Source organism: Caulobacter sp. ALps2 (genome assembly GCF_058681635.1).
This window is the reverse complement of sequence record NZ_CM178743.1, coordinates 5,059,495-5,073,504: the sequence shown is the minus strand read 5'-3', so window position 1 is coordinate 5,073,504 and position 14,010 is coordinate 5,059,495. Positions and strand designations below refer to the sequence as shown.

16 protein-coding genes are annotated in these 14,010 nt (G+C 67.3%); 9 read left to right on the top strand and 7 right to left on the bottom strand.

Annotated elements, in window-relative coordinates:
* Positions 1–27: 27 nt before the first annotated feature.
* The 3 genes from ACW173_RS23935 to ACW173_RS23925 all read right to left on the bottom strand — a co-directional run bounded on the left by ACW173_RS23935 (position 28) and on the right by ACW173_RS23925 (position 2,818).
* Positions 28–1,524, bottom strand: coding sequence for a phosphomannomutase/phosphoglucomutase (locus tag ACW173_RS23935; RefSeq protein WP_492082654.1), 1,497 nt, complete (start codon positions 1,522–1,524; stop codon positions 28–30).
* Between the two features lie 98 nt (positions 1,525–1,622).
* Positions 1,623–2,579: a KpsF/GutQ family sugar-phosphate isomerase gene (locus tag ACW173_RS23930; RefSeq protein ID WP_492086055.1), complete on the bottom strand. Its 957-nt coding sequence runs from the start codon at positions 2,577–2,579 to the stop codon at positions 1,623–1,625.
* 11 nt (positions 2,580–2,590) lie between these two features.
* Entirely contained in the window at positions 2,591–2,818 is a 228-nt protein-coding gene (locus ACW173_RS23925) for a hypothetical protein (protein ID WP_492086054.1), read from the bottom strand.
* Positions 2,819–2,957: 139 nt separating this feature from the next.
* On the opposite strand from ACW173_RS23925, the gene gpmA reads away from it, so the two are divergent.
* The 3 genes from gpmA (at position 2,958) to ACW173_RS23910 (ending at position 6,392) form a co-directional block, all read left to right on the top strand.
* On the top strand, positions 2,958–3,671 hold the full coding sequence (gene gpmA / locus ACW173_RS23920; protein ID WP_492082653.1) for a 2,3-diphosphoglycerate-dependent phosphoglycerate mutase: 714 nt from the start codon (positions 2,958–2,960) through the stop codon (positions 3,669–3,671).
* 91 nt (positions 3,672–3,762) lie between these two features.
* Positions 3,763–5,022 (top strand): pentapeptide repeat-containing protein, encoded by a 1,260-nt coding sequence (locus ACW173_RS23915; protein WP_492082652.1) that lies wholly within the window; start codon positions 3,763–3,765, stop codon positions 5,020–5,022.
* A gap of 107 nt (positions 5,023–5,129) precedes the next feature.
* Positions 5,130–6,392 (top strand): pentapeptide repeat-containing protein, encoded by a 1,263-nt coding sequence (locus ACW173_RS23910; RefSeq protein ID WP_492082651.1) that lies wholly within the window; start codon positions 5,130–5,132, stop codon positions 6,390–6,392.
* Between the two features lie 75 nt (positions 6,393–6,467).
* Here the strand turns inward: ACW173_RS23910 and ACW173_RS23905 are convergent, their stop codons facing one another.
* Positions 6,468–6,929: an Hsp20 family protein gene (locus ACW173_RS23905; protein WP_492082649.1), complete on the bottom strand. Its 462-nt coding sequence runs from the start codon at positions 6,927–6,929 to the stop codon at positions 6,468–6,470.
* A gap of 235 nt (positions 6,930–7,164) precedes the next feature.
* Between ACW173_RS23905 and ACW173_RS23900 the strand changes: the two genes are divergently transcribed.
* The 5 genes from ACW173_RS23900 (at position 7,165) to ACW173_RS23880 (ending at position 11,006) form a co-directional block, all read left to right on the top strand.
* Positions 7,165–8,007, top strand: coding sequence for a class I SAM-dependent methyltransferase (locus ACW173_RS23900; protein WP_492082647.1), 843 nt, complete (start codon positions 7,165–7,167; stop codon positions 8,005–8,007).
* Between the two features lie 44 nt (positions 8,008–8,051).
* Positions 8,052–8,948: a class I SAM-dependent methyltransferase gene (locus ACW173_RS23895; RefSeq protein WP_492082645.1), complete on the top strand. Its 897-nt coding sequence runs from the start codon at positions 8,052–8,054 to the stop codon at positions 8,946–8,948.
* Positions 8,949–8,965: 17 nt separating this feature from the next.
* Positions 8,966–9,607, top strand: coding sequence for a hypothetical protein (locus ACW173_RS23890; RefSeq protein ID WP_492082644.1), 642 nt, complete (start codon positions 8,966–8,968; stop codon positions 9,605–9,607).
* 89 nt (positions 9,608–9,696) lie between these two features.
* The gene (locus tag ACW173_RS23885; RefSeq protein ID WP_492082642.1) at positions 9,697–10,005 is read left to right on the top strand and encodes an SCP2 sterol-binding domain-containing protein; all 309 of its coding nucleotides are present in this window, start codon (positions 9,697–9,699) and stop codon (positions 10,003–10,005) included.
* Between the two features lie 5 nt (positions 10,006–10,010).
* Positions 10,011–11,006 (top strand): alpha/beta fold hydrolase, encoded by a 996-nt coding sequence (locus ACW173_RS23880; protein WP_492082641.1) that lies wholly within the window; start codon positions 10,011–10,013, stop codon positions 11,004–11,006.
* On the opposite strand, the gene hisN is transcribed toward ACW173_RS23880, so the two are convergent.
* Positions 10,981–11,817 (bottom strand): histidinol-phosphatase, encoded by an 837-nt coding sequence (gene hisN / locus ACW173_RS23875; protein WP_492082639.1) that lies wholly within the window; start codon positions 11,815–11,817, stop codon positions 10,981–10,983. The two genes, ACW173_RS23880 and hisN, sit on opposite strands and share 26 nt — an antisense overlap.
* Before the next feature lie 44 nt (positions 11,818–11,861).
* On the bottom strand, positions 11,862–12,248 hold the full coding sequence (locus tag ACW173_RS23870) for a helix-turn-helix domain-containing protein (RefSeq protein WP_492082638.1): 387 nt from the start codon (positions 12,246–12,248) through the stop codon (positions 11,862–11,864).
* A gap of 217 nt (positions 12,249–12,465) precedes the next feature.
* Between ACW173_RS23870 and ACW173_RS23865 the strand changes: the two genes are divergently transcribed.
* The gene (locus ACW173_RS23865; RefSeq protein ID WP_492082636.1) at positions 12,466–13,416 is read left to right on the top strand and encodes a lysophospholipid acyltransferase family protein; all 951 of its coding nucleotides are present in this window, start codon (positions 12,466–12,468) and stop codon (positions 13,414–13,416) included.
* Here ACW173_RS23865 and ACW173_RS23860 read toward each other — a convergent pair.
* Positions 13,413–13,931: a response regulator gene (locus ACW173_RS23860; RefSeq protein WP_492082634.1), complete on the bottom strand. Its 519-nt coding sequence runs from the start codon at positions 13,929–13,931 to the stop codon at positions 13,413–13,415. The two genes, ACW173_RS23865 and ACW173_RS23860, sit on opposite strands and share 4 nt — an antisense overlap.
* Positions 13,932–14,010: the final 79 nt, after the last annotated feature.

The window sequence follows — 14,010 nt, the reverse complement described above, 5'->3', positions numbered from 1 at the left end:
CCTTTTCATTGAGCCATTCGAGACGGCTCAGATTTCCTGGTTGTACTTGCCGACCCGATCGCCCAGGCGCGGCTTCACTTCCTGGCGGAACAGCGCCCGCATGTCGTCTTCCGACTGGGTGCTCTCGACCACGACCACCACCTCGGGCTTGTTGGACGAGGCGCGGACCAGGACCCACGAGCCGTCTTCCAGGTGCACGCGCACGCCGTTGACGGTGATCACCTCGGTGATCTTGCGCCCCAGGATCGAGCCGCCAGCGGCGAACAGGTCCTGGTATTCCTTCACCACGTCGTCGACGACGCCGTACTTCACCTCGTCGCCGCACTTGGGGCTCATGGTCAGCGAGGTGAAGGCCACCGGCAGGGCCTTGCGCATGTCCGACAGCTTCACGCCGGGATTGCGGTCCAGCATGGCCAGGATGGCGGCCGCGGCGGTCAGGCCGCAGTCGTAGCCGTAGCCCAGGTCGCCGTTCATGAAGAAGTGGCCGCTCTTCTCGAAGCCGGCCAGGGCGCCCAGCTCGGCGCTCTTGCGCTTGATGTAGCTGTGGCCGGTCTTCCAGTAGATCACCTTGCAGCCGTGCCGCTGCAGGATCGGGTCGGTGGCGTAGAGGCCGGTCGACTTCACATCGACCACGAAGGTCGCGCCCGGGTTCAGCGGGGCCAGGTCGCGGGCCAGCATCAGGCCGATCTTGTCGGCGAAGATCTCCTCGCCCTCGTCGTCCACCACGCCGCAGCGATCGCCGTCGCCGTCGAAGCCGAAGGCCAGGTCGGCGCCGGTCTCGCGCACGGTCGCGGCCATGGCGTGCAGCATCTCGGCGTCTTCGGGATTGGGATTGTACTTCGGGAAATTGAAGTCCAGATCGGTGTCCATCGGCACGACCTCGGCCACGCCCATCTTCCGCAGGGCCTCGACCACGAAGGCGCCGGCCGTGCCGTTGCCACAGGCGGCGATGACCTTCAGGGGGCGGGTGACGCTGGCGCGCTTGGCGACGTCGTCGATATAGCGCTGGGCCTGCCCCTGCACGCGGATCAGCTTGCCGCCGTCACGCTCGACGAACTGGGCGCCGAGGACGATTTCCTTCAGGCGGCTCATCTCGTCGGGACCGAAGGTCAGCGGCTTCTGGGCGCCCATCTTGACGCCGGTCCAGCCGTTCTCGTTGTGGCTGGCGGTGACCATGGCCACGCACGGGATATCCAGGTCGAACTGGGCGAAATAGGCGGTCGGCGACAGGGCCAGGCCGATGTCGTGGACTTCGCAGCCGGCGCTGATCAGGCCCAGCATCAGGGCGTTCTTGATCGAGGTCGAGTACGAACGGAAGTCGTGGCCGACCACGATCTTCGACTGGCCCAGCTCGTGGATGTAGGTGCCCAGGCCCAGGCCCAGGGCCTGCACGCCCAGCAGGTTGATCTCGGGTCCGAACAGCCAGCGCGCGTCGTACTCGCGGAAGCCGGTCGCCTTGACCAGCGGTTCGTTTTCATACGCGGCGGTATTGGCAACGAGATCGGCGCGGGGCGCGGAGAACATCGAAAGCTCGCTTCAGTTGAGATGGGGTGGCTTTAGCCGTGCGAGGGCCGCGCGACTAGCGCGTTCGCATGACAAAGTTCGATTAGTTCGGATGTGACTTAGATCACGCCGGCGCGGAGCAAGTCGTGAACATGCAGGATGCCGACCGGGCGACCGGCGTCGACCACGAACAGCACCGTAATCCGGCGATCGTTCATGATCTTCAGCGCCTCGGCCGCCAAGGCGCCGGGCGTGATGGTCCGCGGGGCCTGGGTCATGACCTCGCCGGCCGTGTGGGTCAGCAGGCCGTCCATATGCCGGCGCAGGTCGCCGTCGGTGATCAGCCCGGCCAGGGCGCCCGCGCCATCGATCACGCCGACCGCGCCGAACCGCTTCTCGCTCATGACCAGCAGGGCGTCGGGCATCGGCGCCTCCAGGCCGATCAGCGGCAGTTCGTCCTCGCCATGCATCAGGTCGCCGACCGTGCGCAGCATGGCCCCCAGCTTGCCGCCGGGGTGGAAGACGCGGAAGTCGCTGGCCGTGAAGCCGCGCCGCTCCAGCAGGGCCACCGCCAGCGCGTCGCCCAGGGCGATCTGCAAGGTGGTGGAGGTGGTCGGGGCGTTGACCTCGGCCGTGGCCTCCGGCGCGTCGGGCAGCAGCAGGACGATGTCGCCACCGCGACCAAGCTGGCTGCCTTCGAAGGCGGTCATGGCGATCAACGGGATCGAGAAACGATTGGCGTAGGCGATGACGTCGGACAGCTCGCGCGCCTCGCCCGACTTCGACAGCGCCAGCACCACGTCGTCGGGGCCGATCATGCCCAGGTCGCCGTGCGAGGCCTCGGCGGGGTGGACGAACATCGCCTGCGCGCCGGTCGAGGCCAGGGTGGCGGCGATCTTGCGCGCCACATGACCCGACTTGCCCATGCCGGTGCAGACGATGCGGCCCTTGGCGCTGAACAGGGCCTCGACCGCGCGGGTGAAGGCCTCGCCCAGAGAGTCGGCCAGGGTGCGCAGGGCGTCGGCCTCGGTGCTCAGCACGCGGCGGCCGATGGCGACGGCGTCGAAGTCCTTCACTTCCTTGGCGCTCATTGCGGGGCTTGATCCGGCATCTGGCTGGCCGCCTCGACGGCCTTCTTGGCGGCCTCGTCGCGACGCTGGGCGGCGTCCTTTTCCTTCTGGATCTTGGCCTTCATCTCGGGCGTCTGTTGCACCGGCGTGTGGCCGAACGGACCCCAGGAGCGGTCGCCCTCGCCTTGCGGCCAGACGAGCGAAAAGGCGATCAGGGCCAGGGCGATAAGCCCCATCAGCGGCATGAAGATGCGATCAGGCATGGCCCGCCTATAGCACGGCCTTTAGGGCAGGGGAGAGGCGATCGCGGCATCCGCGCTTGACGCTGCGGTCGCCTGGCCTTAGCCCGCGCCTGACATCTCCCCGATCTACGAAGGAAGCCCGATGCCGACGCTTGTCCTGCTCCGTCATGGCCAGAGCCAGTGGAACCTGGAAAACCGCTTCACGGGCTGGGTCGATGTCGACCTGACCGCCGAGGGCGAGGCCCAGGCCAAGAAGGGCGGCGAGCTGATCGCGGCCGCCGGCATCCAGATCGACCACCTGTTCACCTCGGTGCAGACCCGCGCCATCCGCACGGGCAACCTGGCCCTGGACGCCGCCAAGCAGAGCTTTGTGCCGGTCACCAAGGACTGGCGCCTGAACGAGCGCCACTACGGTGGGCTGACGGGCCTGAACAAGGCCGAGACGGCCGAGAAGCATGGCGAGGCCCAGGTCACCATCTGGCGCCGTTCGTACGACGTGCCGCCGCCGGAACTGGCGGCGGGCGGCGAATACGACTTCAGCAAGGATCGCCGCTACAAGGGCGCGGACCTGCCGTCGACCGAGAGCCTGGCGACCACCCTGATCCGCGTACTGCCGTACTGGGAGAGCGACATCGCCCCGCACCTGAAGGCTGGCGAGACCCTGCTGATCGCCGCCCACGGCAATTCGCTGCGCGCCATCGTCAAGCACCTGTTCAACGTGCCGGACGACAAGATCGTCGGCGTCGAGATTCCGACCGGCAATCCCCTGGTCATCGAACTGGATGGTGAGCTTAAGCCCACCGGCGCGCGTTATCTCGACGAGAGCCGCGCGGAGGCCCTGCCGCAGGTCGGTTAATTTCTATCGGCGTCATCCGAAGCCTTTGGAAATCCGGCGTTAATTTTGGTCTGCGCATGGTGCTCCCTCACTCTGGGATTCTATGCGAGCCATGAGCGCCGCCGCGCCGACCACACAGGAATACAAGCGCCTGACGCAGTATGACGTTGACGTCATCTGCGCCAAGCACGACCGCCTGTGGTCCGCGCGGATGGGTGGCGCGCGCGCCGTGTTCGCCTTCTGCGACCTCTCCGGTCTGTCGATGACGGGCCGGAACCTGTGCGACGCCGATTTCACCGGCGCCATCCTCGTCGGCTGCGACCTGCGCAAGACCAAGCTCGACAACGCCAACTGCTACGGCGCCGACATGCAGGGCGCGGACCTGACCGACGCCAGCATGCGCCGCGCCGACCTGCGCGGCTCCAGCCTGCGCGGCGCGAACCTGACCGGCGCCGACATGTTCGAGGCCGACCTGCGCGAAGGCACCATCGCCGCCGCCGACCGCAAGGAAGGCTACAAGGTCATCGAACTGACCCAGCGCGAGGCCTATGCCAGCGGCGCCAACCTGTCGGGCGCCAACCTGGAGCGCTCGCGTCTCTCGGGCATTGTCGCGACCAAGGCCGACTTCAGCGACGCGATCCTGAAGGACGCCAAGCTGGTCCGCGCCAATCTCAAGCAAGCCAACTTCAATGGGGCCAACCTGGCCGGCGCCGACCTCTCCGGCGCCAACCTGGCCGGGGCCGATCTACGCAACACCGTTTTGGTCGGCGCCAAGACCATGTCGTGGAACATCAACGACACCAATCTCGACGGCGCCCTGACCGACAAGCCGTCGGGCACCAGCGTCTCGGACCTGCCCTACGAGCAGATGATCGCTGACCACGCCAAGTGGATCGAGACCGGCGGAGCCGAGGGCAAGCCGTCGGTGTTCGACAAGGCCGACCTGCGCAATCTGCGCTCGATCCGGGGCTATAACCTGACGGCCCTCTCCGCCAAGGCGGCGGTGTTCTACGGCCTCGACATGGAGGGCGTGCAGATGCAGGGCGCCCAGCTGGAGGGGGCGGACCTGCGAGCCTGCAACCTGCGCCGCGCCGACCTGCGGGGCGCGCGGCTGAAGGGCGCCAAGCTGACGGGCTCGGACCTGCGCGACGCTCAGTTGGGTCCGTTGCTGATCGCCGCCGATCGTACGCTGCCCTGCGACATGACGGGCGCCATCCTGGCCAATGCCGATTTCGCTCGCGCCGACCTGCGCCAGGCCCGAATGGCCGGCGCTGACGTCTCGCGCGCCAACTTCACCGGAGCCCAGCTCAAGGACGTCGACCTGACCGGCGCGATCCGTCTGGCCGCGCGCGGACTGGACGACGTCATCTAAGAAATTGAAATTTTTCGCGACAAACGGACGCACGTTTAACAGTTCGCTCGTCCCTCGCCGCTACAGTCCGCGTAACACACAAAAGAACACTAACGGGGACCATCGTTATGAACGCCGCGCAAAGCGTGGCCGGGCGGCGACGCCTGAGCCAAGCCGAGCTCGACATGATCGTAACGGCGCACGAGAAATTCGTTACCGGCAAGCAGGGAGGCAAGCGAGCTTCCCTACGCTTCATGCAGCTGTCGGGCCTAGATCTGTCGTTCCGGAATCTGATCGACGCCGACCTCACCGCCTCGGTGCTTGAGGGTTGTCGCCTGGTCCGCACCAAGTTGGATCGCGCCAGCCTGTTCGGCTGCGACCTGCGCAAAAGCGACATGCGTCAGGCCTCCCTGGTGCGCGCCGACCTGCGCGGCGCCTGCCTGCGCGGCGCGAACCTGGCCCAGGCCGACCTGACCCAGGCCGACTTCCGTGAGGGCCAGATCGCCATCCCGCATCCCCGCAAGGGCCTCGAAACCATGCGCCACGAGACGCGCCAGGGCGAGGTCGACGAGGTCAACTTCTCGGGCGCCACCCTGGACGGTTCGCAGTTCGAGGGCGTCTCGGCGTTCAAGGCCGACTTCAGCGACTGCTCGCTGCGCGGCGCCAAGCTGTCGGGCGCCAACCTCAAGGAAGCCAATCTGGTCGGGGCGATCCTGGACGGCGCCGACGTCAAGGGCTGCAACCTGGAAGGCGCGAACCTGTCGGGCGCGGTGATGGCCGGCGTCGACACCTCCACGGCCCGCACCAGCGGCGCCAGCATGAACGGCGCCGTGGGCACCGTGACGCGCGAGGCGCTGGGCAAGGCCGAGGCGCTCTACAACCGCTGCGTCGATAATCAGCGCTGGTGCCAGACCGGCGGCAAGGAAGGGCAGGCGGCGCGTCTCGACGGCGAGGATCTGCGTCCGCTGGGCAATAGGCTGAAAGGCCTGCGCCTGACGGCCATGAGCGCCAAGGGCGCTTGCATGGTGGGTCTGGACCTGTCCGGCGCCCAGCTGCAGGGCGCCAACCTTCAGAACGCCGACCTGCGCGCGGCCAATCTGCGCGGGGCCGACCTGCGCGGGGCCAAGCTGACCGGCGCCAACCTGACCAAGGCCGACCTGCGTCAGGCCTTCCTGTCGCCATTGCCCCTGGGGCCGACGCGCCAGACGCAAGCCAATCTGCAATCGGCCCGCATGCGTTACGCCATGGTCCAGGCGGCGGATCTCAGTGAGGCGGTGCTGGACGGCGCCGACCTGCGCGGCTCGGACTTCACCGGCGCGCGCGTGGCCAAGGCCAGCTTCCGCGACGTGGACCTGAACCAGGTCCAGGGCCTGGATTTCTCACTGCCCTAAACATGAAAAAGGCGGCGCCTTTCGACGCCGCCCAAGTTCAGAGGGGATTGGGGAGACTAGGAACAGGGCCGCCGGTTAGGCGGCCTTTTCGCCTTCGATCAGGGTCGAGGAGGCGGTCGTCTTGATCTCCACCGTGCGGGGCTTCAGGGCTTCCGGCAGTTCACGCTTCAGCGCGATCGACAGCAGGCCGTTCGACAGATCGGCGTCGACCACCACCAGGTAGTCGGTCAGCTGGAACTTGCGCTCGAAGTTACGCTCGGCGAGCCCGCGGTGCAGGTACTGCTTGGCGTCGCCATCATTGGCGGCCTTGCGACCGGTGACGGTCAGCAGGTTTTCCTTCACCTCGACGGTCAGTTCGTCGGGCTTGAAACCGGCCACCGCGATCTCGATGCGGTAGTCGTTCTCGCCGGTGCGTTCGATGTTGTAGGGGGGGTAGCCCGAGGCCGCTTCGGTGCGGGCGGCGGCGTCCAGCTGGTCGGCGAGGCGGTCGAAGCCGACGAGCGAGCGGTACAGGGGCGAAAGGTCGATCGTACGCATTGGGTCAGATCCTTCTTATCAAGCAAGGTCTTTGAATGTTCGTCCCGTAGGCGACCCGAATTCGGCATCGCCAAGTGGTCCGGAAGGCCCGGGTGTCCAGCGCCTTCGTGAAAGTAGTTGGTGAGCGGATTTAGGGGTTCAAGGGGGCCGTCTCGTCAAAGAACGTGAATCGTTTGACGCACCGTCCGCCCCGGCTAAGGTCGCGGCCTCCGTTACGCCGAAGGACACGTCCCCCATGCCGCTTCGCCGCCACATGCTGTTGCTCGCCGCCGCCATCACCCTGGCCGCCCCCGCCGCCTTCGCCGCTACGGACCCGGCCCTGACGGCCGCCGTCGCCTCGCCGACCCGCCCGGCCGGCGACGTCGCCCGCGACGGCGCGCGCCATCCGGTCGAGAGCCTGACCTTCTGGGGCCTCGAGCCCAAGCAGACGGTGATCGAGATCTCGCCCGGCGGCGGCTACTGGACCGAGATCCTGGCCCCGTACGCCAAGGCCACCGGCGGAACCTACATCGCCGGCGTCGCCGACCTTTCCAATCCGAAGATTTCAGAGGGGGCTCGAAAGGGCCGCGCCGACTTCGAGGCCCGGTTCTCCGACTCCGCCAAGTACGGCCAGCCGCGGTTCGCCAATTTCGGCCCCGTGTCGGGACCGCTGGGCGCGCCGGGCTCGGCCGACCTGGTCCTGACCGCCCGCAACGTCCACAACTGGACCCAGGCGCCGGGCATGGCCGACAAGGTGTTCGCCGACTTCTTCGCCGTGCTGAAGCCGGGCGGCGTGCTGGCCGTCGAGGATCACCGCGCCGACCCGCGCTCGGAGAAGGCCGCCGGCGCCGATGGCTATCTGAACACCGCCACGGTGATCGCCCTGGCCGAGAAGGCCGGCTTCAAGCTGGACGCCAAGTCAGAGATCAACGCCAATCCCAAGGACACCAAGGATCACCCGTTCGGCGTCTGGACCCTGCCGCCCACCAAGCGCACCGCGCCGGGCGGCCAGCCGGCCGATCCGAACTTCGATCGCGCCAAGTACGACGCGATCGGCGAGAGCGACCGCATGACCTTGCGCTTCCGGAAGCCGGCCTGACTTTGGCCAAGGTCGATGGGTACGCTGGAGACGTTGTCGGGGGGATGATGGCTCCAGCTCAGTATTGGTCGCGGCGTGGGGTCCTGGCGAGCGTCGGCGCGCTGGGGCTCGCCGCCTGCGGCAAGAAGGCCGATCCGGCCAAGGTCGAGGCCAAGGCCGCCGAAAAGGCCGGGCCCAATACGATCGAAGCGGCCGTGGCCGGCGACTGGCGCCTGCCCGCCGACCGCGCCCGCGACGTCTGGCGTCACCCGGTCGAGAGCCTGAAGTTCTGGGAACTGAAACCCGGCCAGACGGTCGTCGAGTTCTGGCCCGGCGCGGGCTGGTACACCGACATCCTGGCCCCGTTCCTGGCCGACACGAAGGGCAAGCTCTACGAGGCGGTGCTGCAGACCAACGACCCCTCCGACCCGGCGGCGGCCGAGATCGTCGAGGGCTACCGTCGCAAGTTGACCGAGAAGAAGAAGGTCTATGGCGACGTGGCCTTCACCGCCTTCGGACAAACCAGCGGTCCGGTGGCGCCGGACGGGACGGCCGACCTGGTGCTGTTCCTGCGTAACCTGCACAACTGGATGGCCGGCGGAATCGCCGAAAAGGCCTTCAAGGACGCCCTGGCGGCCTTGAAGCCTGGCGGGATCCTGGGCGTCGAGGAGCATCGCGCCGACGCGGGCCGGGTGCAGGACGTGCTGGCCGCCGACGGCTATGTCCAGCAGGACTACGTGATCCAGATGGCCAAGGAGGCCGGGTTCGTGCTGGCCGGGACCAGCGAGATCAACGCGAACCCCGAGGACACCAAGGACCATCCGTTCGGCGTCTGGACCCTGCCGCCCACGCGGCTGTCGTCGCCGCGCGGCGAACCGGCCGAACCCGGCTTCGACCACGCAAAATACGACGCGATCGGCGAGAGCGACCGCATGACGCTCAAGTTCGTGAAACCCAAGTGAGGGGGGTTCAAGTGAGAGTGGCCTTAGTCCTTGCCGCCGTCTTGGCGACCTCCGCCACGCCCGCACTGGCCGAGAAAAGCGCGCCCGCCAACAAGGTGCTGTCGTACCTCGACAAGTACCTGAAAATCCCGCCGGCGGAGCGCGCGCGGGTTAGGCTGGCCTATGCGATCCGCCACGAGGGCAAGCCGGTCCCGAACCTGAAGGTGACCCTGGTCGAGAAGAGCGGCGTCAAGACGCCGATGCCGCTCACCGCCGACGGCTATTTCGAGCGCCTGCCGACCCTGGCTCAGCTGGAGGGCGATCCGACGTTGGTGTTCGACGTGCCCGCCGACTGGAAGATGGGCTCGGTCATGAATTTCCAGACCCAACTGAAGCCGGCGACCGAGTACGATGTCCGTGACCTGACGGCGACGGTGGGCGAAGCCAATACGGTGATCGGGAAGGCCGCCGGCGTCGCCAGCTTCATGGCCCCGAAAATGTCCGGCATCGCGTTTCTGAACGCCCAGGACGGCGTGGTCGTCTTCGCCGACGGTCGCACCGCGCCCCTGCCCAAGGCCAAGGAGACGCCGTACTTCCTGGCCGCCGGCCATCAGGGCGCCGTACGGGTAAAGTTGACAAAAACCCCGACTAGAGTCGCCTTCTATCAAGGGAAGAAATAGGACCCTGGGTCGTCTGAACGCTGTTTACTTAACCGGGCGGCCCGGTCTAGCTATTTGCAACTTACATCGCGCAGAGGGAGATCGCGCTCATGGCCACGCTTCAGGAAGTTACCGATCGCATCAAAGGCGCCGTGGGCGACGACAGCGGTCTCGGCAAGAGCCTCAAGTTCGACCTCAAGGACACCGGCGTCATCCACATCGATGGGGGCTCGGTGACCAATGAAGACAAGCCGGCCGACCTGACCATGACGCTCAGCCTGGACGACCTGCTGGCCATCGGCGCCGGTTCGCTGGACCCGACCATGGCGGTGATGACCGGCAAGCTGAAGCTGTCGGACATGGGCACGGCCATGGCCCTGCAGCCCAAGATGGGCGCTCTCTTCGCCAAGATGCGCTAAGCCGAATGGGAGAGGAACCGCGTCTCGTCTCGATTGCGGACGCTCCGGTTCCCGACCACGGTAAGGCTGAATGGTTTCGCGGCGCGGATGGGGCGACCCTCCGCGCCGCGACGTTTTTCCCGAAAGGTCCATCCACGTCTGAAAGAATGCGTGGAACGGTGGTGCTCAGCCCCGGCCGCACCGAGCCGATCGAGAAGTATTTCGAGGTCGTCGACGACCTCGTAAAGCGCGGCTTCGCCGTGCTGATGCACGACTGGCGAGGGCAGGGGCTGTCGGCGCGCGCTCTGCCGGACCGCCTCAAGGGCCATGCCCGGGGCTTCAAGACCTTTGTCTCGGACTACAAGGCGCTGCTCGACACCTTCGAGGACCGCATGCCCAAGCCGTGGATCGCCGTGGCCCACTCGATGGGCGGCTGCCTGACGATGCTGGCCCTGGCCCATGGCGAGACGCGGTTCGCCGCCGCCGTGATGTCCGCGCCGATGCTGGGCCTGAACACGGCCGGCGTGCCGCCCTGGCTGGCTAAGCCCCTCGCCTGGACGATGTCCCGGGTCGGGATGGCCGGCGAGTACGTATCGGCCGCCTACGATCCGTTGACCCAGACCTTCCAGGGCGATGGCCTGACCCACGACGAGACGCGCTACGATCGATACCAGGCGCAGCTGCGGGCCGATCCGGAGATCGCGCTGGGCGCCATGACCTGGGGTTGGGCGGACTTCGCCATCTCGGCCTGCGCGTGGCTGCGGAGCAGCAAGGGCGTCGAGAAGATCGCCGTTCCAGTCACGATCGTCGCGGCTGAACTCGACAACCGCGTGCTGAACGCCGACGCGGAATCAATCGCGGGACGTATACCCAAGGGCCGCTATGTCGAGGTCCCGGGCGCCTTCCACGAGATCCTGATCGAGACCGATGCCCGCCGGGCGATCTTCTGGCGGGCCTTCGACGAGACCGTCGATCCGGTCGCGCCGCGCGAGCCTCTTATTTCGCCGAACGCCTCAGACTGACCAGGGCCTCGTCCAGGGGGCGGCGGTCGCCGGAGATGACCATCTGGCCGCCGTTCGGGCCGATGGGGTCGCCGCGCCAATTGGTGACGACGCCGCCGGCGCCTTCGATCAGGGGGATGGCGGCCTCGATATCCCAGGACTTCAGGCCGGCCTCGATGACCATGTCCATCTTGCCCATGGCGACCATGGCGTAGGCATAGGCGTCGCAGCCCATGCGGGCCAGCTTGGCGGCCGCGCGCACCTGCAGCCAGGCGCCGCGCTCGGCCCCGTCGAAGCAGGCGTCGGCGTCGGTGGTGGCGATCACGGCGTCGGTCAGGTCGGCGCATTCGCGCACGTGGATCGGCGTCTCCTGGCCACGGGCCAGCAGGCGCGAGCCACCGGCATGGCCGACGAAGACCTCGCCCACATAGGGCTGGCCGATGGAGCCCAGCACGGGGCGGCCCTGGTGGCGCAGGCCGATCAGGGTGGTCCACAGCGGGAGGCCGGAGATGAAGGCGCGCGTGCCGTCGATGGGGTCCAGCACCCAGACGAACTCGGCGTCCGGGCGGTCCTCGCCGTATTCCTCGCCGATCACGCCATGCTCGGGATAGCGCTCCGAAATCAGTTGCCGGATCGCCGCTTCCGCGCCGCGGTCGGCCTCGGTCACCGGGTCGAACGCCGCGTGGGTGTCGCGCGGCAGGTTCTTGCCCGCCCCCTTGTCCTCGAGGCCGTGGTCGGCCCGGAACAGCGGCAGGATCACCTGCGCCGAAGCCCGGTTGAGATCGATGATGAAGGCGTCGAGCGTCGCGAGCGTGTCAGCGGAGAGCGTCATGGGCGGGGTTTAACGCCCCCGCCGCACGTACGCTACAACCGATCTTACGCGTCGGCGTGCTCGGGAGCGCCGCCGTTCAGTGACTTGGCCAGGTCCAGCAGGCGACGGCGCGGACGCTCGCCCAGCAGGTAGTAGGCGCGGATCAGATCCAGCGTCTCCTTGCGGGCGAACATTTCGCCGCCCTCGGCCGAGTCCGCGGTCTCGCGGCGGACCTCTGACAGGCCGTCGTAGAAGTAGCCGACCGGCACTTCCAGAGCCTCGGACAGCTGCCACAGCCGTGCGGCCGAGATGCGGTTGGCGCCGCACTCGTACTTTTGGATCTGCTGAAAACGAACGCCAACGGCGGCGGCCAGCTGTTGCTGGGTCAGACCCAGCAGACGGCGGCGGCGACGCAGGCGCTTGCCCAGATGCGTATCGATGTCGTTACCCATGGAAGCCGTGCCCCCTAGCTTTTCCGGAGCCGTCCCGAAACGGAACGGTCTGGTTCGACAGCCGCAAGTCGCGTGCCGGGCGAGAGCGCGTCAGGCGAAAGTGCGCGCGGTTTCGCCGACTAACGCGCTCTCTGTGTTTGAACTTGGAGCCTGTCTGAAATCAGACAGGCTCCGGACGGCGTTGCGCGATACGTGTGAGCTAACCTAGTAAGGAGCCATGTCGGATAAGCGTCAGCCCTGGGTTCAGGACCTTCTTTGGCGGTTGGAGGCCCTGGGCTTCGACCTTTTCATCGGCGCCGTGCGTCTGATGGGCGTCGATCGCGCTTCGGATTTCGGAGGCTGGCTGGGCCGCACGTTCGGCCCGATGAGCGGGGCGCACAAGGTCGCCACGCGGAATCTGAAGCTGGCCTTCCCGGAAAAGGACGCCGCCTGGCACGCGCGGATCCTTGACGAACAGTGGGAGGGGCTGGGCCGCTCGTTCGCCGAATTCCCCTTGATGGACAAGATCTTGCCGTCCACGGGCCGGGTCGAGGTGGTCAATGGCGAGCGCCTCGCCCAGATCGCCGAGCAGAAGATTCCGGTGGTGTTCGTCTCGGGCCACCTGTCGAACTGGGAGGTCATGCCGGCGGCCATCGTCGACAGCGGCGTGGTCTGCGAGATGACCTATCGCGCGGCCAACAACCCCTATGTCGACAAGCGCATCCGCGACAGCCGTTTCCGGTACGGCGTGCGCCTGTTCGCGCCCAAGGGCGGGGATGGGTCTCGCGAGCTGCTGAAGGGCATGATGGAGGGCCGGTCGGTCGCCCTCATGAACGACCAGAAGTTCAACAGCGGCGTGGCGGCTCCGTTCTTCGGCCACGATTCCCGCACCGCGCCAGCGCCGACACGGATGGCGATCCGTTTTGGCACGGTGCTGCAGCCCATGTCGGTGCAGCGCCTGAAGGGCGCTCGGTTCCGCGCGGTGGTGCATGACCCGATCGTCCCGCCCAGCACGGGAAACCGCACGGCCGACATCGAGGCCGGGGTGCGGATGATCAACGCCTTCATGGAAGATCGCATCCGCGAGCGGCCGGCCGAGTGGTTCTGGGTCCACCGGCGCTGGCCGAACGAAGTCTACGCGGACCTGGCCGAGCGCGAGCGCGCGGCGGCGGCCGGACAGGGCGGCTAGATCTCGACGGCGCTTCCGGCGGCGTCCTTCTCGCCGACGCGGCGGAAGGGCCCCGAATGGTGCGGGTCGACGCGGCGGCGGCGGCACGGGCCGAAATAGTCCGCCGAGCGAATGAACGGCCGCGGGTGATAGATCACCGTATTGATGCGATCCAGCAGCGAGCGGGCGGTGACCGGCTTGACCACCACCTCCGTGACGCCGGCGTCGCGAGCCTCGAACACGCGGTGACGCTCGGCGAAGCCGGTCAGCATGATGATCGGCAGGAACGGATCGACGCTGTCGGGCGAGTTGCGGGCCAGCTGGGTGAACTGCACGCCGTCCAGCGGCGACATCTTGAAGTCGACGATGGCGATGTCGGTCTGCCAGTCGCGCAGGATCTGCAGCCCCTCGGCGCCGTCCATGGCCTCACGGATGTGCCGGACGCCGACGCCCTTGAGGATGGCCGACACGATCGCGCGGATATGCTGGTTATCGTCCACCAGCAAAAAGCGCAGCTTTTCGAGCGCCGCCGACATGCGGGAGCCGCCTCCTCAAGAATCTCGCGGAAAGACCAGGACCATGGCGACCGCTCCCACGACGATCCCCTATCCCGAT